Here is a 19,440-nt window from a genome sequence, read left to right as displayed (position 1 = left end):
TCAAGGCGCCGTATCCGCGGCCACCCGAGGCCCCGCGAGCAGCTTCGGCAACTCCGCCGCCTGGAAGGACTCCTGCTCCACGCCGCCCCCACAGTGGACGCCGCCCGAGTTCTCGCGCGAGATCGGGTCGCGCGGGAAGACGAGGAAGCCCGCCTCGCCGCCAGCCCCCCGCCAGGGCACCACGTGCAGCCGCTCGGCCTTCGTGCGCGTCCCCGCATCCCCTCTCAGCAGCGCCTGCGCGATCCGCGCATCGGGCACGCCGGACCGGGACAGGTCCAGTGCCTGCCGGCACAGCCCCTCGTTGTCCCACTCCATGTGCCTGGGATTGAAGCGCCACGAGCTCACCGTCAGCGGCGCCCGGCCCGACGCCAGCCAGCCCACGTGGTGGCCAATGCCCACCGTGGCCATCGTCGCGCTGAAGAGCAGCACGAGGAGCGCCACCAGCGACACGCTCCAGCGCACGGGCCACGCTCGCTCGTCATCGGGGCGCAACTGCCGCCACAGCCGGCGCAGGAACAGGTGCGAGCCCACGCCCAGCACCGCGACCACCGCCACCGTCTCGGCGATGGCGCCCCACCGCCACGTCACCTCCGGCACCACTCGCTGCAGGAAGCCCACCCAGCCCACCGCGAGCGTCCAGGGCACCTGCATCAACCACACCTGGCCCGAGCAGGTGAACAACACCAGCAGGAACAGCACGCCGAGCACCCATCCAGTGACCTTCGTCGCCTTCACGGGGTGCCTCCCGCCGCGAGCGCCTCGTGGATGGACGCGATGGGCATCCGGCGGATGTCTCCATCCGTGAAGAGCACCCACCGCTCGGGACCGAACAAGCCCGGCTCGTAGGCCAGCGGCGTCGCGGGCGCGTCCGCCTCGAGCCCGCTCACGTAGACGAAGTGCAGACCCGAGCCGCCCAACACGTTCCAGCGCTCCTCGGGAATCTCCGGGACGAAGTCACTCGGAGGAAACTCGCTCCCGTGCCCGGCCGCGTAGGCCCACAGCGCCACGCGCAACTCCTCCAACCGCTGCCGCCGCGCCTGGAGCACCAGCTCCTTCTCCGAGGGCAGCTCCGACTCCTTGAGCTGGTAGGTGACCCCCTTCTTCTCCCAGGCCCCTGGTGTCATCAGCTCGCGCCCGCCGGCGATCATCGACAGCACGAGCTGGAAGCCCAATCCCCACAGGAACACCAGCGCCAGCGCCGAACCGAAACCGAGCTTCGGCAGCCGGGGCACGTCGCGCCCCAGCCGGTTCCACAGGGCCCGCACCGCGAACGTCACCAGCAGGAAGAGCGCCAGGAAGAAGGAGATGGCCTGAAAACGCTGCGAGGCGATTTCCGTCAGCAGGAAGCTCGGCATCCCGGCCAACGCCACGGCCGGGGTGAGCAGGAACAGGACGAAGGGGAGACGCGAGGTCACGGACGGCAGTCTGCCCCGTCCGAGCCCCGGCGATCCATCCACCCCCCGTCCGATTCAGACGCGGAAGGGGCCCGTGTTCGCCTCGGGCCAGAGCACGCGGGGCACCCCATCCTCGGGCACCAGGGCGATGATCGCGCCCTCCAGCAACTCCTCGTCGTCGAGCACCTCGAGGAAGGTGCGCACGGCGATGTCCGGATCCATCACCCGGCAGAAGACATTCATGCGCCCGGGCTGCGTCTCACCACCCTCCACCTCGCCGTTGCCCGTCCAGCCCAGCGCATCCGTGAGCACCTCCTCCACCGAGTGGCGCTTCTGGAAGTCCTGCCCCGAGCCCTTTCCCTTCAGTGCATACTGAATGACGAGCGGCGTCATGGCCTCTGGATCCGGCTCGTCATACCCCTGGTCCACGAGCGGCTCGGCGGCCTGCGCGATGACCATGTCCGGGTCCTCTTCCGCCGGAACGGGGGTGTCACGCTGCTCCCCCATCTCACCCACGACCCCCTGGTGAACGGTGAGCGTGTCCCCGTTCACCCAGGCCTCCCAGTAGCGGAGCGTGTCGCCTTCCTTCTTGTAGAGCCTCAGCACGCGCGCACTCTACACGAGCGGCGCCCCGCCCGAATCAGAAGGCACGGCCCTGTCCACCATCCACCGGCACCGTGGCCCCCGTCACCCACCGCGCCCGCTCGGAGCACAGGAAGACGGCCACGTCCGCCACTTCCTCGGGCGTGCCGAAGCGGCCCCAGGGCAATTCCTCGCGCACCATCTTCTCCACCTTCTCCGGCTGCGCCTGCCGCCGCCGGTCCCAGCTTCCCCCGGGAAAGAGGATGGAGCCCGGCGCCACCCCGTTCACGCGGATGCGGTGGCGCGCCAGATCCAACGCCATTTCCTTGGTGAGCGCCATCAGGCCCGCCTTGGCCGCCGTGTAGGGCGCGCTGGTGCCGTACTCGCGGCCGTAGATGGAGTTGATGTGCACGATGCAGCCGCCGCCCCGGGCCTTCATCACCTCCACCGCGTGCTGGCTGCACCACACGGACGCCATGAGGTTGCGGTCCACCACGTCCTTCCACTGCGCGGCGGTGGCCACGTCGAAGGCTCCCGCGCCCCCACTGCCGCCCACGTTGTTGACGAGGATGTCCAGCGCCCCGAAGGCCTTCACCGCCGCCGCCACCGCCGCCGCCGCGCCCTCCGGTGTAGCCACGTCACCCACCACGGTGACCACCTCGGCCCCGGACGCCCTCAGCTCCGCCGCCGCCTGCTCCAGTCCCTCCGCGCCGCGCGCGCTCAAACACACACGCGCCCCCTCTCGGGCCAACGCCGTGACGATGGCCCGGCCAATCCCCCTGCTGCTGCCCGTGACGACTGCCGCCCTGCCCTTCAATTCCAGATCCATGGCAACACCTTCTATCCCGGCGCCAGCCTTGAAATCAGGGCAATCCACTAGACCGGGAGCAGCTACCCGCGCCTCCCGCTACACTGACATCGCGGTCAACCCCCAGACCGCACGCTACCCATAGGGAGGGGTACAATGAAGACGACCCGTTTGTCGTTGTTGCTGGCGGGCCTCGCATCCATGGCCGGTGGATGCCAACCCGAAACCGGAGCGCCGCCCCCACAGGCGCCCGGAGCCACGCTGAAGGCCCACGAGGCCGCGCTGACCACGCCGGTGGGCACCTGGACGAGCAATGCCTCATCCCTGCTCGCGCACTCCGGAAGCCACACCGCCACCCTGCTCAACGGCCCGGGTGACGTGCTCGTCGTCGATGGCAGCGGAGCTGAAGTGTACAACCCGTACACGAACGCGTGGCGGCGCACGGCGTCTCCGCTCAACGCCCACTCCCTCCACACCGCGACGGAGTTCCCCACCTCGGGCCAGGTGCTGGTGACGGGTGGCCATGCCGGAACCTGGGGCGACTGGACCACGAACGCGGAGCTGTACGACCCGGCCACGGACACCTGGAGCTCCGCGAGCCCCATGAACACGCCCCGCGGAAACCACACCGCCACGTTGCTCGACTCGGGCCAGGTGCTGGTGGTGGGTGGCAACACCCCCGCCCTTTGGACGGGGCCGCAGGCGGAGGTGTATGACCCGGCCACGAACACGTGGAGCGGCGTCTCGGGCGCCTTCACCCCGCGCAGCCGCGCCACCCTGACGGTGCTCTACTCGGGCAAGGTGCTGGTGAGCGGTGGCTACCTGTGGTCGAGCACCAGCAACGCCTCCTCCGAGGTCAGCCTCTATGACCCGGCCACGAACAGCTTCTCGCCCGCCGGCAACCTCGCCCGGGCCCGCCACGGCCACGGCGCCATCCGGCTCTACTCGGGCAAGGTGCTGATCGTCGGCGGCATCGACGGCGGCAACACGGTGGAGCTCTACGACCCGTTCAACAACCAGTGGTCCCTCGGCCCGCCCTTCCCCTACGACATGACGCCGCTCTTCTCCGCGACGATTCTCTACTCGGGTGAAGTGCTGGTGACGGACGCCATCGGCCAGGCGGCGGTGTACGACCCCGCGACGAACGCGTGGACGCCCACCCCGAACATGAGGCAGGGCCGCACGTCCCCCACGGCCACCCTGCTCCACACGGGCGAGGTGCTGTTCGTGGGCGGCAACAGCAGCGGCCCCCGCTCCGTGGAACGCTTCACGCGCTGAGCGGACGAAGTGAGGCAGGCCACCGGGAGGGCGCCCACTCGCCCGCCCGGCGGCTCGCGTCCGGTTGTGCGCGCCACCGCGAGGAGTGGCGCGTGAAACTGCATGACTGTCGATGCACGACCGCCCGTCACCCCCGTGCACGGGTGGGCAACCCGACTCTCGTGAGCAGATTGCGGCCCCACGCGGCGCCAGCCGCACTCAGGAGCTGCACACGATGAGATACTGGAGAGCCTTTCCGGCCCTGCTGGCACTCGCCACGGGCTGTGCCGTTCCGCTCGAGGACGAGACCCGGGCGGACGAGGGACTGTCCACGCGGGAGTCGAGCGTCACCTGGGAGCCCTGCACGGACACGGCCCGCCTGCTGAGGGACATCCGGTCCGGCGCGCCGGGCTCGGAGCCAGGGGACCTGGTGCGAGGAGAGGACGGGCTCTTCTTCACCGCGGATGACGGCGTGTACGGCCGCGAGTTGTGGGTGAGCAGCGGCACGGGGGGAGCGGGCACCTTCCTGGTGAAGGACATCCGCCCGGGGCTCGACAGCGCCGAGCCCAACGAGCTCACCGTGGTGGGAAGCAAGGTCTTCTTCACCGCGGACGACGGCGTGCACGGCCGCGAGCTGTGGGTGAGCGATGGCACGGCCGCGGGCACCTGGCTGGTGAAGGACATCCATGCCTCGCCGATGGAGATCGGCCCGAGCGGGCTGGTGGAGTTCAACGGGCGGGTCTACTTCGCCGCGGATGACGGGGTGAACGGGCGAGAGCTGTGGGTGAGCGACGGCACGGCCGCGGGCACCTTCATGCTGGAGGACCTGAACCCGGGCGCCGGCAGGTCCAGCCCGCGCCGCATGACGCGCACGCCGGATGCCTTCTATTTCGTCGCCAACGTGGGCTTCGACGTGAGGCTGTGGCGCAGCGTGGGCGTGGCGGGCGCCACCCCGGTCTTCGAGGCCGTCGAGGACAACGTCGTCTTCAGCATGACGCCGGTGGGCAGCGGGCGGGTGTTCTTCCTCGTGGACAACGACGAGGGCGAGGCGAGCCTGTGGGTGACGCGGGGGACGATGGAGAGCACGCGGGAGCTGCGCTTCTTCCATGGGGTCTATCCGCATGACCTGACGGCCTTGAACGGGAAGCTCTACTTCAGTGCCGGAAGGGGGAGGAGCGGACTGGAGGGAGAACCCGAGGGCGAGGAGCTGTGGGTGAGCGATGGCACGATGAGAGGCACCCGGCTGCTCAAGGACATCCACCCGGGCCCGGGAGATTCCCGGCCGGGCTCGCTGAAGGTGCTGAACCGCAGGCTCTTCTTCGCCGCGGACGACGGAGTGAGCGGGCGCGAGCTGTGGGTGAGCGATGGGACAACGGGCGGCACGCATCTCTTCAAGGATCTCGAGCCGGGCGCACCGGGCTCGTCTCCCACGGAGCTGACGCCCATCTACGACACGCTCTTCTTCAGCGCGGAGACGTCGGGGACGGGCAGCGAGGCGTGGGTGAGCGACGGCACGCCCGGCGGCACACGTGCGCTCACGGAGCTGTTCCCGGGGCCCACGGGCTCCAGTCCGAGCGGCTTCATCCGCTCCGGCTGGGATGTCTTCTTCAGCGCGGATGACGGGGTGCACGGCCGCGAGCTGTGGGCCCTGCCATTCCGTCCCGAGGACCGCTGCGGCCCCGTGCGATAGCGAACCCTCGCGCACGTCCCGTGGCCAATGGGACAACACATGCCCCCTCGCCAGATTCGCCGCGCCGCATGAATCACCTCATGCGGCGGAGGGGGGAAAACATGAATCGACGTCATTCCTGGCTCCGGCTGGCCGGAGCCTGTGTGCTATTCGCCGCCTGTGGACCCGTGGAGGAGCCGGCGGAGGAGGCTGTGTCCGCCCCGGAGCAGGGGGTACTGGAGGCAGCCCATGAGCGTCCCGGTTGTGCCTGCCAGCCTCCCGTTCTGGCGGCGGAGATCACGCCGGGCGCGGCGGGCACGAGCGTGCGTGCCATCTTCGACCTGGACGGAACGCCGCTGGTCAACGTCGAGGATGAAACGGGCACCAACTCCCTGTGGAAGCTGGTGGAGCGCGAGGACGCGGAGTGCGGAGGGTCTCGCTGGGACGCGGTCTTCCTCCGGGGTGGCTTCATCGGGCTCCCGCTGGTCGTCGCCTTCGCCATCGAGGACGGGACGCTCTACTTCACCGCCAATGACGGAGTGCTCGGCGCCGAGCTCTGGAAGACCGATGGCACCCCCGAGGGCACGGTGCTGGTCGAGGACATCCAGCCAGGTGGCGGCGGCTCCCTGCCGCTGAACTTCCTCCTGCTGGGCGAGACGCTCTACTTCACCGCCGATGATGGTGAGCACGGCCGCGAGCTGTGGAAGAGCGACGGCACCGCGCGGGGTACGCGGCTCGTCGAGGACATCCGCCCCGGCCCCCTGGGCTCGGAGCCTTTCGGCATGGTGCGGGTGGACGACGAGCGCATCCTCTTCACCGCGGACGATGGCGAGCACGGCCGCGAGTTGTGGACGAGCGACGGCACCCGGAGCGGCACCCGGCTCGTCGAGGACATCTTCCCCGGCCCCATGAGCTCCGAGCCGAGCTCCCTGGTCCAGGTGAAGCCCGGCGTGGTCCTCTTCGCCGCGAACGATGGCGAGCACGGCCAGGAGCTTTGGAGGAGCAACGGCACCCCGGGCGGTACGCGGCTCGTCGAGGACATCCGCCCCGGCCCCGAGGGCTCGGACGCCCTGGTGAACAGCACCCAGTTCACCGTGGTGGAGCGGAGGCTCTACTTCTCGGCGAATGACGGCGTGCACGGTGAGGAGCTGTGGAGGAGCGACGGCACTCCGGGTGGCACCCGGCTCGTCGAGGACATCCGCCCTGGCCCCGAGAGCTCCCAGCCCGGCGGCCTGAAACCGCTGGATGGGCAGCTCTTCTTCTCGGCGGATGACGGCGTGCACGGCCGCGAGCCCTGGCGCAGTGAGGGGAGCGAGGACAACACGCTGCTGCTGGCGGATGTCTTCCCGGGCCCGGGCACCTCGTCGCCGAGCGGCTTCTCGGCACGCGGGAAGGTCTACTTCTACGCCGTCAGTCCCGAATTCGGGCACGAGCTCTGGGTGACGGACGGCACCCGGAGGGGCACGCACCTGGTGAAGGACATCCGGCCGGGCCCGGCGAGCGCCTTCGCGGGAGATCCCAACGACCCATTCCCGGTGGGAGGAGGCCTCATCCTCTCGGCCTTCGAGGACGAGCATGGAGTCGAGCTCTGGTGGACCGACGGGACGGAGGCGGGAACGATGATGGCGGACCTCTTCCCGGGGCCGGCGAGCTCGGATCCCGTCAATTTCTCGCGTGTCGGCGAGTGGGTGTTCTTCACGGCGGATGACGGCGTGCACGGGCGGGAGGTGTGGGCCCTGCCGGTGGCGTGCTTCCCGAAGACGGGCGGACGCTGAGCCCTCCGGAGGAAAGGACCCTGGTCGAATCCGGGCGAGCGGCGCATGGAGGGAGAGCCGCTCGCCCAGGAGGCAGCCAGGCGTGACCTGGCATCCGCGCCTCCGTCACGACTGGGATTGCCCGCCTGCTGGTGACTCCCCACGTTTGCGGCGGGAGAGGAGTGCGCCATGGTCCGTGGAGTCAGCCGCCCCAGCAACTACTTCAGAACCCGGACACTCGTGGCGTACGGCATCGCGTATGTCATCGCGGCCGTGGCGGTCGTGCTGGGCTACCTGATGCGCTCGGTACCCTGGCTGGCCGTGGGCGTCTGGCTCGCGGCGAGCCTCACGGTGCTGCTCATCGACCGGACCATCGTCGAGCGGACGCCCCACGGGGACCACCGCGAGGAGCCGGACAATCTCGGCGCCATCTTCCGGGGCACGCCCGCGGCCCTCACCGTCATTGGCATCATGGCGCTGGCCGCCCTGCTCGTTTCATTTTTAGCCCACTGGTAGGGAAGATTCCCGTCACAACCGGGAAGTGGACCCATCTGTGAGTGTGCGCAGTGAAACCCCACACAGCATGGAGCACTTCTCATGATGACCCCACCCAATACCTTCAAGAGCTTCGTGATGTACGCGCTGGGCTACGCGATCACCATCGCCGCGCTGCTGCTTGACATCCGCTACGGCCAGGCGATCTTCGCGTTCATCGCGTTCGTGGGCTCGATCGCGGTCACCGCCCACCTCCTGTACCGGACGGCCCGCGCCATGGCGTTCAGTCCGACCGCGGACCGCCTGCAGTCCGTTCCCGTGCGTGTGACGGCAGGCGGCCAGCGCCTGGCCGCCTGACCGCTGGTGCGAACTCCTCCGGGCAGGCATTCCGGGGATGAAACTCATCCCCCATCATGCCCCAGGTGGTTTGACCCTCACGCTTACATCAGGGACGTCAGCGGAGGGTCATGAAGCTCAGTAGAGCTTGCAGCAGATGGCGTTAGCGGTGGCCTTCGTAGTAGTCGAAGCCGCGCCGCGCAAGACACAGGCGTAGACAAGCTCTCCACTCACCGACATCACGTCGGAAGCCGTTCCGACGCCAGGCATATTCGAGTGGCACGAGCCACCCGTCAGGAATTCCCCAGGCACACAGCCCGCATAGGACCCAGGCAGGGAATAGCTATTCACCGCAGGTCCGCTCACGACACGGCAGGACATCTCCCTGGGGGTACCCGGCTCGCCTTGAATGCCCGGCGGCCCCTGCTCCCCCGTATCGCCCTTTTCTCCCTTCGGGCCCACCGCGCCCATGGTCACCGCAAAGGCATCGTTCTGCTCCACGTTGGAACCGGTCGACATCGTCAGCCGGTAGGAACCGGACCGCATGAGCATCGGAGGCAAGGTGACGACCACGGTGGAGGGACCGTAGATATTGACGGTCACCCCGATCTCCATGAGGTGGACGATGGGCGGGGCACCCGTGGGCGTATTGAAGTTACGGCCATAGATGAACATCTGCCCCTGGGCGTAATCCACCTCCACGTTCGTGATGGTCAGCCGGTTGAGCGTCTCCTGCGCCTGCGCCTGTGCCGAGATCGTGAGTCCCGCCATCAGGCCCGTCAGAATGCCCATCCGGGCGGTCATGGACGACATGCGCAGTCCGACCGCCAAGGTCCCATCCCTGAAGAACTTCATCATGAACAGTGATCTTCTCTTGTGATGTGTGAATTTGCGATGCGCATGGAGACGCGCACCACTGGCATCCACCCTACAAGGGCATCCACTCCACAGCAAAAGATTGTCATCCCAGGCGGGCTGCTGCTCAAAATAGCGAGGGCAGCCCGCATCAGGCACATTTGTAGGAAAATGAGATTCCCATTTGCCCGAGCGACGCAGTCAGTTCTTGTTGGCGGTCGGCCGCACGATGACTTCGCTGACGTCGACGTCGTCCGGCTGCTCGATGGCATACAGGATGGCCCGGGCGACAGCGTCGGCGGGAATCGCGATCCGGCGGAACTCCTTCATCCGATCACGCGCCGCTGGATCCGTGATGCTGTCCGCGAGCTCCGACTCGGTGACTCCCGGAGAAATCACCGTCACCCGGATGTCGCTCCCCGCTTCCAGGCGAAGCCCCTCGGAGATGGCGTTCACGGCGAACTTGGTCGCGCAGTACACGGCCGCCGTGGGCGAGACCCTGTGTCCCCCAATGGACGAGACGTTGATGAACTGCCCACGCCCCTGCTTCTTCATCACGGGCAGACCCGCCGCGATGCCATGCAGCACGCCCCGGATGTTCACGTCGATCATCCGGTTCCATTCATCGACCTTCAGCTCCTCCAGGCCGGACAGCGGCATGACTCCCGCGTTGTTGATGATCACATCCACTCGGCCGAACGTGGCCCGCGCGAACTCGACGAACGCCTCCACGTCCTCCCGGCGCGTCACATCCAGCGGCCGGTAACGGGCCGAGCCGCCTTCCGAGTTGATGGCGCCCACGAGCTTCTCGAGCTTGTCGGTGCGCCGGGCGCCCAGGACCACGTGCGCGCCGCTCCGAGCCAGCAGGCGAGCGGCCGCCTCGCCAATGCCGCTGCTCGCTCCGGTGATGACGATGACCTTTCCCTTGATTCCAGACATGATGCGCTCCTAGTTGGTTGTCCCAAAAACTCCCCGGCGAGTGGGTGCCGGGAGTGAGCAATCAATAGAAGGTGCGTAAAAAGGCCGGTAGCCCATTCCCGGCGGGTTCTTGCCTGATCCTGCAAACGGCCAGGAAAAGCCGCCGGAGCAGGAGTAGGTTGAGGGCATGGCGACCCCGCAGAACCCTCGTTCACGCAACCCGCGCATGGCCGAGCTGGCCCAGGCCATCGAACGATTCGCTCCTCGCGACGGCGTGCACCCGACGGCCATCGAGCGCATGGGCCTCATCCGCTCCTCGCGGCCCGGCGAGCCGGTCCACGTCCTCCATCAACCCGCCCTGTGCATCATCGCCCAGGGCAGCAAGCAGGTGATGTTGGGCGAGGACGTGTACGAGTACGACGCCTCGCGCCACCTCGTCGTCTCCGTGGACCTTCCCATCACCGGCCAGGTGCTTCAGGCCACGTCCCAGATGCCCTATCTCTGCTTCCGGCTCGACCTGGATCCGGGGGAACTCGCCGACATGCTCCTCCAGGCACGTCTGCCCGCCCCGGCCCAGCGGACCTCCGCCCGAGGCATGTACCTCGGAGACACCTGCCCGCTGCTGTTGGATGCGGTGCTCCGGCTGATGCGCTTGCTGGACACACCCGAGGACATTCCCGCGCTGGCGCCGCTCGCCATGCGAGAGATTCTCTATCGTCTGCTCAAGGGCGAGCACGGCTGGCGGCTGAATCAGATCGTCACGGCCAACAGCCAGGCACAGCGCATCGCCCGGGTCATCGGCTGGCTCAAGGAGCACTTCGCGGAGCCGCTGCGCATCGAGGACATCGCGCGCGAGGTGCACATGAGCACGTCCTCGCTGCACCACCACTTCAAGGCCGTCACGGCCATGAGCCCGTTGCAGTATCAGAAGCAGTTGCGGCTCCAGGAGGCTCGCCGGCTCATGCTCAGCGAGGACGTCGACGCGGCCACGGCGGGTTTCCGCGTGGGTTACGAGAGCCCCTCCCAGTTCAGCCGTGAGTACAGCCGCCTGTTCGGGGCACCGCCCGCGCGGGACCAGCGGCGGCTGCGGCAGCTCCAGGAAGTACAGCTCGCGTCCTGAGTGACGGCTCCGCGGATCCCTCATGGACTCCTCCTCCGCACTCCCCGTTGCCCGAGGAACGCGCGAGCTGCGCCGCCTGCTGCGGCAGGCCGTGGACCTCCGTGGCCTCGAGCTGGAGGGATTCCGGCGCTGGCTCACCCACCAACTGCCCTACTGGGAGTCGGACCCTGCTTTCGTTCAACGCACTCGAATCCGCGACCTGCGGCGGGCCCATCCCGAGCTCCGTGCCCTGGAGCGGGCCTGCCGTCGCGCCACCGCCGCGGACGAGGCCTCTCCCCAGTTCTCACGCCTGCTCCAGATAGCAGAGGAGCTCACCAAGGCTGGAAAAGCCATCGCCGGACTGGGGGCCGCGCTCGCTCGGGCCGAGCCGGAAGCACAACCGGGCCTGCGGCGGAAGCTCGCGGGCTTCCAGGACAGACAGCAGACACTTCAACACGAGCAGGGGCAACTGACCCAGGAGAGCCCTCCGCGGCAGGAGTTGCTCCGCCTGCGTGAGGAGTCGAGGCAACTCCGCTCACGCCTCGGGCTGGAGCGCGCGGAAGCCGAGCTGGCCGAGCTGTTGCTGAACCAGGGGCGCCGGTCCGGACACACGGGTGGAGACTTCGAGCAACAGACCCTCGCACTGACGTGGCAACACATCGTGCCCGAGTTGCTCGGGAGAGCACGGAGGGGGGCCACGGCGCGCCTCCGGGTGCTCACGGGCGTGGGGCTCGGCGCGGCGCGGACCGAGCTCGACCAGTTGCTCATCCGTCAGCCGCTCCGCCCCGGGCAGCCGGTGGAGGTGCTCGCCCTGGTCGAGGTGAAACGCAACCTCAATGACGTGGCCCACGGCTTCCGCCGCCGCCAGGAGAACCTGGCCTGGTTCACGGGGGATACCGCGCACTACGACCCGAAGGAGTACCGGACCCGCTCCTTCCGCTCCGGGCACTTCGACCGGGAGGCCATGCACGAGCAGGACGGCGAGCGCTTCGTCTTCGCGCGAGCCTCCTTCAGGCACTTCCGGCGAGAGCCCGGCCAGGGCCCGTACCTTCGCCGCCTGTACTTCATCACCCGCACGGGCACCCTGGCCGGAGTCTCGGCCGCGGCGCTGGCCCGAATCCGCCACCGCGTCGCGACCGATGAGCGCTTGCGGATCCAGGACGACACATCCCTGCGCGAGCTGCTGCACTGGTGCCAATCCCTCGCGGAGCCCCTGGAGGCTCCGGACGTGTTCCGGCTGTACTGCTCGGTCCCGGGGCGAGCCCGTCAGGTGCTGGTGCTCCGCCGGGAGTAACCTCAACTCCAGGTGCGCTGCTGGTTCTTGGCGTTCTTCTCGCGGAACGCCTGCTCCAGGTCCACGTCCACCCGGTTGGCGATGGCCACCAGGTAGTTGAAGACATCCACCAGTTCCTCGGCGAGGTTGGCCTTGGCCTGCTCGGTGGGCGTGCCCTGCCCCTCGTCGAAGAGCTTGTTGTAGCGGCGCACCGCCTTGAACAGCTCGCCCATCTCCTCGCCCATGAGGAAGCAGTTGTGCACCAGGTCCACCTTCAGCCATCCATGCATCGTCTCGAGTTCGTGGATGTACCGCTGGTAGTCCTTCATCGACGCGTTTTCGGGGAGGGTGATCATGCCCTCCTTCCTCGCTGGCGAGCCTCCCGGCTGTCAACCACGGTGCTCAGCGGGGACCGCCCGCGGTGACCTCGGTGAGGAGTCCCTGACGGTAGAGCCAGCCCATGATGGCCACACTCCGCCGGAACGGCATCCGCCTCGCCCATGAGTCCGCGAGCTGCGGCATCGTCAGCCCCTCACCGGGCACCTGGCCGAGCCATTCCACCAGCGGCGCCAGTTCGACCCCCTCCAGGTAGGCCACGGGCCTTCCGAGCCGGGGATGGCTCACTGCCCGGCGAAGCTCGATGACGTCTCCGACGATGCAGGGCGTGTCCACCACGGCCGCGTCGCTCGCCAGGCGCCAGCGGCGGTGGCTCAGTCCGTCCTCCGACAGGGGCGGCCTCACCTCGGGCGAAGCCACGGCGGCTGGCGCGAGGGCCCGCCGCTTCCAGAAGGGCCTCTCCTGGTAGCGCCTCGCGTCCCGGTAGTACCCCGCCGCCCAGGCCGCGTGCTGCCCGGCGGAGGAACGCTGGTCCTCCGTGTAGAAGCGCAGCGCGGCCTCCGCGTGCCCGGGCCGGGCGAGCAGCGTGTGCACCGCCACGGCGCCGCTCAGGGCCGTCTGCAACGCCTTCTGCACCCCCGAGGAGGACAATGGATCAATGGAGAAGCTGGCCTCGCCCACCTTGATGCAATCGCGCTCGATGGGCACGGTGTCGCGGTAGCAGGTCGCGTCGCAGGCGAGCACGCTCCCCACCAGGCGCGGTGCCGTCCAGGCCTCCAACAGGCTCGAGCGGCCCAGCAGCTCCCGGTAGAAGGACTCCAGCGTCCGCCGCCCGATGCCCCGCTCGCGCAGCAGCTCCGGGTCCACGAAGGCCATGGCGTTGAAGGTGCCATCCGGCAGGTGCGCGCCCCAATACCAGCCATCCGGCCCCGCCTCCACACGGGTCTCCGGGCCTTGAGGCGTCTCCCCCCTCCAATAGCCATACAACGCCAGGGTCCGCGCGGAGACCATCTGCTTCCGGCCCCCCAGGCATGCCGTCCGTCCGCTCGCGTCCGCGAGGAACCGCGCCGACACGACGAGCCGCCGTCCCTCGTGAAGCACCGGCAGCTCCCAGCCATCCGCGGTCCGCTCGGGCCGCTGCGCCACCGCCGGCTGGAGCACCCTCACGCCCGCCGAGGCCGCCGCGCCCAGCAACAGCGCATCGAAACGTCCCCGGTCCACCAGCAGTCCGGGCTCCCCCGCCCGCCCCCGGACGCGCCTCCCGGTGGGCTCCTCCCAGCACACGAGCGACTCCAGCGCGGGCAGGAAGCCTCCCCGCCGCACCTCGTCCACCACCCCGAGCGCATCGAGCAGCGGCCACACCCCAGGCGTCAGCGACTCGCCCACGTGGGGCCGGGGAAAGGCGTGGCGCTCCACCACGCAGACGGCATGGCCGAGCCTCGCCAGCCGAAGGGCGAGCGCGGCCCCCGCCGGACCTCCGCCGATGACGCACACCTCCGTCTCGAGCCGGGCTTCCACGCCACTCACCCGGCGGCGGGAGTCAGGCCGAAGTAGTCCGGCCGAGCCTGGGACAGCCGGCTGTAGGCCTCCAGGCAGTAGTGCAGCCAGCCGCGGATGTAGTCGCAGGCCGGGCGGCCCCGTTGGATGACCTCGTGGTGGCATCCTCCGCTGCACATGTACCGCGCCCAGCACGAGCGGCACGGCTCCTGGCGGTGCACGTGGCGATCCGTGAGCCAGCGCGACTGCCGCGTCCGGTCCACGCCCGTGGCCACGTCGCCCATGGCGCCCTCCTCGTCCCCCACGAAGCGGTGGCACGCGGCCAGCTCGCCACTGGCGGAGACGCCGAAGTAGCCCGCGCCGGCGCCGCAGGGATAGGGGCGGTGAGTGCCCTTGTGAATCTCCCGCATGGCATTGACCATGTTGGAGAACGGGTAGCGCTGACCGGCGATGAGCCGCCGCTCGAACTCCCGTCCGCAAGCCACCATCTGCTCGAGCATCAACTCCAGCTCGGCGTGCCCCATCTCGTCACGGCCCGTGGGCGAGCTCAGCATCGGCGAGAAGCCGACGCTGTGGAACCCCATGTCCACGAAGGCATCGAGCGTCTCGCGCAGTGCCAGGTTGCGCGGCGTGACGGTAACGCGCGCGGAGACCTGCATCCGCCGCTGCATGGACAGCAACGGCGCCACGTTCTCCATCACCCGCGCGAAGCTGCCCTGGCCGCCCTTGAAGGCGCGCAGCCGGTCATGCGTCTCCTGGAGCCCGTCCAGGCTCACCGTCACCGCGAAGCCGTGCTCCTCCAGGAAGCCGGCGTCCTCGGCGTTCAGCAGCGTGCCATTGGTGGTGAGTGACAGGGTCAGAGAAACACCCCGGGCCCGGGCCAGTTCCTGGGCCCGCTGCGTCGCGGCCCGGATGACGCTCCGGTTGAAGAGCGGCTCCCCTCCGAGGAACGACAGGTTGACGCGCTCGCCCTGGCTCACGTCGCGCAGCAGCAGTTCCACCGAGTCCAGCGCCGTTTGCAACGGCATGTTGCGCGCCGGGCCACCGAAGTCTCCCTGCTGCGCGTAGCAGTACGTGCAGCCCAGGTTGCACTTCTGCGCCACGGCCAGCGAGAGCGCCCGCACCGGTGGAGACTCCACCGGCTGGTCGTCGATGAAGGGCGCCTCGGAGACTCCCAATTCCTCCAACTGCCGCCGCAGCGATACCTCGTCCCGCGCCAGCCGCGCACGGTCGAGGGATTCGAATACCTCGGCGTCCACGTCGAAGAGCCGGCTGCCGTTCACCACCAGCAGGTGCTGGCCCTGCTCCGTCTGGAAGAGGTGCACTGAGGGCGCGTGAGGCACGGACAGCGAGAAGAGCCGCCGCGCCTCGGGGGTGGCCAGTGGAGCGGCCAGCACCTCACTTGGAGCGCGCATCCGGGGGGCCTCCCTCCGGCAGGGTCACCACGTCCTGGTCGTGCCCCTCCACCTGGAAGTGCAGGGACTCCTGCCAGTGGCGGAACAGGTCGTCATACGAGACGAGCCGGGTGTCCTCGCGGTTGTCCAGCACGTACTGCTGGGGAGCCTCGGGGCTCCGGTCCTTCTGGAGCCAGTTGATGCCCACGCTGGTGCCCTGCGGGCCCTGCTCCACGTTCACGTAGTCCGGGCGGCTCGCGGCCCAGTAGTAGCAGGCGCACTCGCGGTAGTCGTTCTGCCACGGCGAGCACAGGCCCTGGGTCAGCTCGCCCGGCTCGGCCAGCTCCTCGGCGATGACGGCCAGCGGGCCCTGCTCACCCTTCGCGAAGAAGGGCCGCAGCTCCAGTTCCTCCACGCGTAGCTGCTTCTGGTCCTTGGGGATGGCGGCCGGATACTTGGACTCCTTCAGGGTGAACTCGCACCGGACCTTCTTGCCCGCCTTGGTGTGCAGCAGCTCCGCCAGGGCGTTGGACCACTCCATGAAGGTGACGCCCTCGGGGTTGGTCGAGGTGGTGAGCTGGATGGGATCCGAGCCGGGGCGTTGGGGGCCCATGACAGGCACGACGAGCGGCTTCCCGTCCACGCGCAACAGCCGGTGGCCCACCAGGTCCTTGAAACGCGGCTCCGCGTCGAGCACGTAGTTGTCCGCCTCGTGCATGGTGATGCCCACGAAGATGCGGCGCCACACGTTGCGGAAGTCGAACTCCAGCCCGGGGAAGCAGTTGGAGATGGCGGACGAGGGCAGCGTGCCGGGAGGATTGCCGGCGGCCCGGTAGCGGAGCTGCGCGGACAGGTTCTTCGGATCGAGCTTCTTCATTCCTCGTCCCCTCCCGGCTTGGACTGCTGGAACTGGGCCCTGCGCGCGGCCTTGCGGATGATGTCCACCTGCCGGCGGGTGAGCGCCAAGGCGCGTCCGTCCGCCCCTCGCATCAGCGCGGGCATCTTGCGGCGTCCCTTGTTGCTCAGGTCTCCCACCTCGTCATGGCGCCGCAGCACGTCCGAGAACCACGGAGCCGCCCCGCTGCGCAGCGCCGTGAAGACGTTCTGGTGCAGGGACTTGATGGTGAGGTTGTCCACCAGCGAGGGCGCCATGATGGGCTCGAAGAGGCGGCCGGTGTCCGCCGTGTCCTGGCGCACCATGGTGCTGGCCACGTCCACCTGGCCATTCACCGTGTTGCCGTTCATCACCGCGGTGTTCATCAACCGGATGGTCTCGAAGGCCCGCCGGACGATGTCCTCGGCCGCCTCGAGCGAGGCGTCACGCGGCTGGGCCTCGGGGCCGTGGAGCGCCTGCTCCAGGTCATCCTCCACCGTGCGTACCGGGAAGCTGTCCGGCGCGAAGGCGGGCGGCCCCGCGCCAATACGGGCGAAGGCCTTCAGCGGCTCGGCCGCGCCCTTGAGCTTGAGTTGCACGTGCACCAGGCCATCGCACTCGTCGTCGATGTACCCGTAGCTCACCTGCTCCTGTTCGCCCGCCTGGTTGGTGCGCGAGAAGCCGGCGTAGATCTGCGCGGGCATGGTCAGCGTCGGGCCCGCGCTCTCGGCGTAGCCCTGCCACTTGCCCTTCTTCGGGTCGTACAGGACGTCCGCGATGTTCTTGTCCGGGGTGGGCTTGCCGTCCGCGCCCTTCAGGTCAGGGCTGGAGCCGTACACCTTGCCGTGGGCGGGGATGAAGCGCAGGCGGATCTCCGGAAACTCCTCGGTGGGCCGGATGTAGCGCACCGAGCCCAGCGGCAGCACCTTGCCCGTCCGGAAGTTGCGGCACTGGCCTTCCAGCTCATGGATGGCGTGGTCGGAGAAACGCCCGGTGCTCGCGATGATCTTGTCGTTGCGCTCGCCAGTGCGCCGGAAGATCTTGATGTTGCCGACGCGCACCTCCCACTTCACGTCCGAGGGGCCCAGCCCGTTCTCGGCGAGCAGCTCCAGGGTGAGGGGGACCAGGCTGTCCTTCGAGGTGACGGCCCACACCTCGAGGAACGGAGCCACGGGCCGGATGAGGTCCTCGGGCGACTTGAAGCGGATCTCCGTGGGCAGGAACGCCTCGGAGATGGCACCCGAGACCGGATCCACGCGGAAGGTGGGAGCGGGCTCGAGGCGCCGGAACCCGAGCGGATCCTCGGGGTCCACCGCGAGCTCGTAGTTGTCGAGCGGCTCCGAGGCCGCGCCAAGACGCGCGATGGCCAGGGGGGGAAGGATTCGCAATTCCTTGATGGTCACGCCAGTTCCTCCGGTGAGGCGGAGCGGGTGCGGCTCAGGACTTCGGGATCATCTTGCGGACGCTCGCGAGGGCCTCCGCGTCCAGGTCTTCCAGGGCTCGGAGATAGTCGGTGTGCCGCTGGGGGTTTTCCCTGCGCAGCTCCGCCGTGAGGTGCTGGGAGGACTCCAGCAGGTCGCGGTGGAGCCTCCAGCGGTCCGCCTCCGTGGCGGGCAGGTCCAGCGAGTAGGGCATCTCGAAGGGAGGCCCGGCCACCTTGCCCGACCCCGACGTGTCCAGCGGCAGCTCCACCAGGATGTTGGAGAGGGAGCGCACGTTGTACATCTCGCCGAAGGTGCGGTTGATGAGCAGTCCTCGCGCGGTGAGCGCATCCCCCTGGCCGAGCGCGCCGGCGAGCTCGTAGGCGTGCGAGAGGTTCACCAGCAGCATCCGGTAGCGCAGGTTGAACAGGTACGCCCACCGGGCGGTCTCGGGGTGGGTGATGGTGACGCCTGGAGCCGCCGCGGCGGCCGCGCGGGACGTGGCCTTGAGGGGGCTCACCACCCGGTTGGCGTCCAGGTCCAGCTCCGTCTTCGGGTTGATGGGCACCGGCCGCGTGGGCACCCACTCGCCCTCCGGGTAGTCCCGATAGATGTCCAGGAAGCGGCGGAAGTGCGATTCCTCGTCCACGTCCGGGTCGAAGAAGCGGGCCTCGCCCTGCTTGCCCACGGCGGCCAGCGCCTCGACGGCCTCGTCGCGGGTGCTCACCGGCCGGACGATGACATCGGGAGTCTTCTGGCGGCGGGTGGTGGTGCTCTGTCCCCGGGCGCCGCGCATGTAGCCGCGCCCCCACTCGTCCCACGAGGCCTGGAACGTCGTGGTGGCGGCCTGGAAGTCCGCGTCCTTCACATACTCGGGGTTGGCGAGAATCTTCTGCATCCGGTCATACAGCACCCCCACGCGGTGCAGGGTCTGACCGGAGGCACCCGCGCGCTTCTTGATCTCCCGCGCCTCCTCATCGTCCCAGCCGGCCGGAGCCTCCGCGAAGATGTAGCGGGCGAGGGAGTCCTTCGTCAGCGGCTCGAGGGTGAACTCGAAGGGGTAGAACTCACTGCCCCACGGGTAGTCCTCGCGGTCGAGGTTGAGCGGCCCGCCAATCAGTCGCAGCACGTTCTGCACGGTGATGAGGTGGCCCATCTCCTCCTTGGCGATGCCCAGCACCACCTCCTGCCAGTGGCGCACCCGGTCGCGGTGTTTCGGAGGCACCTGCGGCCCGCCCAACGAGTAGGCGGCGTACAGGTATTGCACCATCAGGGCGTGCTCGACCTCGGCGGCGATGTGGAGCAACAGCACCGCGTAGTCGTGCCAGGAATATCCGGGGGGAAGCTCGGGCTCGGTGCGCACCAGGAGCTTCGTCCCCTTCACGGCCTTGGCCGCCAGGGTGCGAACCTCCGGAGCCTGCCCGAACCGAAGGACCGAACCCAGGCGCCTGCTCATCCGTGAACGCATGTCCCCTCCC

General features: G+C 68.9%; 19 protein-coding genes. 7 read left to right on the top strand and 12 right to left on the bottom strand.

The genetic code is table 11. The features are described from left to right. From BO221_RS39155 to BO221_RS39140, 4 genes are read right to left on the bottom strand one after another with little or no spacing between them, the layout of a single operon-like run. The gene (locus BO221_RS39155; RefSeq protein ID WP_073566008.1) at positions 1–735 is read right to left on the bottom strand and encodes a hypothetical protein; all 735 of its coding nucleotides are present in this window, start codon (positions 733–735) and stop codon (positions 1–3) included. Continuing rightward, positions 732–1,415, bottom strand: coding sequence for a hypothetical protein (locus BO221_RS39150; RefSeq protein ID WP_198956277.1), 684 nt, complete (start codon positions 1,413–1,415; stop codon positions 732–734). Before BO221_RS39150 ends, BO221_RS39155 begins: the two co-directional genes overlap by 4 nt. A gap of 54 nt (positions 1,416–1,469) precedes the next feature. Further along, positions 1,470–2,000 carry a hypothetical protein gene (locus BO221_RS39145; protein ID WP_073566007.1) on the bottom strand — a complete coding sequence of 177 codons (531 nt, stop codon included), beginning with the start codon at positions 1,998–2,000 and terminating at the stop codon, positions 1,470–1,472. Between the two features lie 34 nt (positions 2,001–2,034). Next, positions 2,035–2,805, bottom strand: coding sequence for an SDR family NAD(P)-dependent oxidoreductase (locus BO221_RS39140; protein ID WP_073566006.1), 771 nt, complete (start codon positions 2,803–2,805; stop codon positions 2,035–2,037). Between the two features lie 135 nt (positions 2,806–2,940). Here BO221_RS39140 and BO221_RS39135 point away from each other — a divergent pair, with 135 nt between their 5' ends. The 5 genes from BO221_RS39135 (at position 2,941) to BO221_RS39115 (ending at position 8,316) form a co-directional block, all read left to right on the top strand. After that, positions 2,941–4,062 (top strand): kelch repeat-containing protein, encoded by a 1,122-nt coding sequence (locus tag BO221_RS39135; RefSeq protein ID WP_073566005.1) that lies wholly within the window; start codon positions 2,941–2,943, stop codon positions 4,060–4,062. Between the two features lie 214 nt (positions 4,063–4,276). Further along, positions 4,277–5,731 carry an ELWxxDGT repeat protein gene (locus tag BO221_RS39130; RefSeq protein WP_073566004.1) on the top strand — a complete coding sequence of 485 codons (1,455 nt, stop codon included), beginning with the start codon at positions 4,277–4,279 and terminating at the stop codon, positions 5,729–5,731. A gap of 101 nt (positions 5,732–5,832) precedes the next feature. Then, positions 5,833–7,485, top strand: coding sequence for an ELWxxDGT repeat protein (locus BO221_RS39125; protein ID WP_158079992.1), 1,653 nt, complete (start codon positions 5,833–5,835; stop codon positions 7,483–7,485). Between the two features lie 168 nt (positions 7,486–7,653). After that, positions 7,654–7,980, top strand: coding sequence for a hypothetical protein (locus tag BO221_RS39120; RefSeq protein ID WP_073566002.1), 327 nt, complete (start codon positions 7,654–7,656; stop codon positions 7,978–7,980). Between the two features lie 81 nt (positions 7,981–8,061). Next, complete coding sequence (locus BO221_RS39115) at positions 8,062–8,316, top strand: hypothetical protein (RefSeq protein ID WP_073566001.1); 255 nt, start codon at positions 8,062–8,064, stop codon at positions 8,314–8,316. A 117-nt stretch (positions 8,317–8,433) separates the two neighbouring features. On the opposite strand, the gene BO221_RS39110 is transcribed toward BO221_RS39115, so the two are convergent. Next, positions 8,434–9,153 (bottom strand): collagen-like protein, encoded by a 720-nt coding sequence (locus BO221_RS39110; protein ID WP_073566000.1) that lies wholly within the window; start codon positions 9,151–9,153, stop codon positions 8,434–8,436. 198 nt (positions 9,154–9,351) lie between these two features. Further along, entirely contained in the window at positions 9,352–10,089 is a 738-nt protein-coding gene (locus BO221_RS39105; protein ID WP_073565999.1) for an SDR family oxidoreductase, read from the bottom strand. Positions 10,090–10,255: 166 nt separating this feature from the next. Between BO221_RS39105 and BO221_RS39100 the strand changes: the two genes are divergently transcribed. Next, positions 10,256–11,188: an AraC family transcriptional regulator gene (locus tag BO221_RS39100; RefSeq protein WP_073565998.1), complete on the top strand. Its 933-nt coding sequence runs from the start codon at positions 10,256–10,258 to the stop codon at positions 11,186–11,188. A gap of 22 nt (positions 11,189–11,210) precedes the next feature. Then, positions 11,211–12,461, top strand: coding sequence for a hypothetical protein (locus BO221_RS39095; RefSeq protein WP_073565997.1), 1,251 nt, complete (start codon positions 11,211–11,213; stop codon positions 12,459–12,461). A gap of 2 nt (positions 12,462–12,463) precedes the next feature. On the opposite strand, the gene BO221_RS39090 is transcribed toward BO221_RS39095, so the two are convergent. Genes BO221_RS39090 through BO221_RS39065 form a run of 6 tightly spaced genes read right to left on the bottom strand, consistent with a single transcriptional unit; the run spans position 12,464 to position 19,430 of the window. Beyond that, the gene (locus BO221_RS39090; RefSeq protein ID WP_073565996.1) at positions 12,464–12,796 is read right to left on the bottom strand and encodes a MazG nucleotide pyrophosphohydrolase domain-containing protein; all 333 of its coding nucleotides are present in this window, start codon (positions 12,794–12,796) and stop codon (positions 12,464–12,466) included. A 46-nt stretch (positions 12,797–12,842) separates the two neighbouring features. After that, complete coding sequence (locus BO221_RS39085; RefSeq protein ID WP_073565995.1) at positions 12,843–14,294, bottom strand: NAD(P)/FAD-dependent oxidoreductase; 1,452 nt, start codon at positions 14,292–14,294, stop codon at positions 12,843–12,845. A gap of 5 nt (positions 14,295–14,299) precedes the next feature. Further along, positions 14,300–15,688, bottom strand: coding sequence for a radical SAM protein (locus BO221_RS39080; RefSeq protein ID WP_073565994.1), 1,389 nt, complete (start codon positions 15,686–15,688; stop codon positions 14,300–14,302). Beyond that, positions 15,672–16,544: a hypothetical protein gene (locus BO221_RS39075; RefSeq protein ID WP_073565993.1), complete on the bottom strand. Its 873-nt coding sequence runs from the start codon at positions 16,542–16,544 to the stop codon at positions 15,672–15,674. Before BO221_RS39075 ends, BO221_RS39080 begins: the two co-directional genes overlap by 17 nt. Continuing rightward, positions 16,541–17,944, bottom strand: a complete 1,404-nt coding sequence (locus BO221_RS39070; RefSeq protein ID WP_073565992.1) for a hypothetical protein — start codon at positions 17,942–17,944, stop codon at positions 16,541–16,543. Before BO221_RS39070 ends, BO221_RS39075 begins: the two co-directional genes overlap by 4 nt. A 34-nt stretch (positions 17,945–17,978) precedes the next feature. Continuing rightward, on the bottom strand, positions 17,979–19,430 hold the full coding sequence (locus tag BO221_RS39065; protein ID WP_073565991.1) for a ferritin-like domain-containing protein: 1,452 nt from the start codon (positions 19,428–19,430) through the stop codon (positions 17,979–17,981). Positions 19,431–19,440: the final 10 nt, after the last annotated feature.

It is taken from the genome of Archangium sp. Cb G35, from assembly GCF_001896145.1.
Lineage (GTDB): Bacteria > Myxococcota > Myxococcia > Myxococcales > Myxococcaceae > Archangium > Archangium violaceum.
Note: the sequence above shows the minus strand (reverse complement) of the source record. Positions and strands in the feature narration are given on the sequence as shown.

What these genes read in the sequence shown, in the direction of transcription:
- BO221_RS39140 (WP_073566006.1), bottom strand. Translation starts at nt 2,805, where the DNA reads ATGGATCTGGAATTGAAGGGCAGGGCGGCAGTCGTCACGGGCAGCAGC.
- BO221_RS39135 (WP_073566005.1), top strand. Translation starts at nt 2,941, where the DNA reads ATGAAGACGACCCGTTTGTCGTTGTTGCTGGCGGGCCTCGCATCCATG.
- BO221_RS39130 (WP_073566004.1), top strand. Translation starts at nt 4,277, where the DNA reads ATGAGATACTGGAGAGCCTTTCCGGCCCTGCTGGCACTCGCCACGGGC.
- BO221_RS39125 (WP_158079992.1), top strand. Translation starts at nt 5,833, where the DNA reads ATGAATCGACGTCATTCCTGGCTCCGGCTGGCCGGAGCCTGTGTGCTA.
- BO221_RS39120 (WP_073566002.1), top strand. Translation starts at nt 7,654, where the DNA reads ATGGTCCGTGGAGTCAGCCGCCCCAGCAACTACTTCAGAACCCGGACA.
- BO221_RS39115 (WP_073566001.1), top strand. Translation starts at nt 8,062, where the DNA reads ATGATGACCCCACCCAATACCTTCAAGAGCTTCGTGATGTACGCGCTG.
- BO221_RS39110 (WP_073566000.1), bottom strand. Translation starts at nt 9,153, where the DNA reads ATGATGAAGTTCTTCAGGGATGGGACCTTGGCGGTCGGACTGCGCATG.
- BO221_RS39105 (WP_073565999.1), bottom strand. Translation starts at nt 10,089, where the DNA reads ATGTCTGGAATCAAGGGAAAGGTCATCGTCATCACCGGAGCGAGCAGC.
- BO221_RS39100 (WP_073565998.1), top strand. Translation starts at nt 10,256, where the DNA reads ATGGCGACCCCGCAGAACCCTCGTTCACGCAACCCGCGCATGGCCGAG.
- BO221_RS39095 (WP_073565997.1), top strand. Translation starts at nt 11,211, where the DNA reads ATGGACTCCTCCTCCGCACTCCCCGTTGCCCGAGGAACGCGCGAGCTG.
- BO221_RS39090 (WP_073565996.1), bottom strand. Translation starts at nt 12,796, where the DNA reads ATGATCACCCTCCCCGAAAACGCGTCGATGAAGGACTACCAGCGGTAC.
- BO221_RS39080 (WP_073565994.1), bottom strand. Translation starts at nt 15,688, where the DNA reads ATGCGCGCTCCAAGTGAGGTGCTGGCCGCTCCACTGGCCACCCCCGAG.
- BO221_RS39075 (WP_073565993.1), bottom strand. Translation starts at nt 16,544, where the DNA reads ATGAAGAAGCTCGATCCGAAGAACCTGTCCGCGCAGCTCCGCTACCGG.
- BO221_RS39065 (WP_073565991.1), bottom strand. Translation starts at nt 19,430, where the DNA reads ATGCGTTCACGGATGAGCAGGCGCCTGGGTTCGGTCCTTCGGTTCGGG.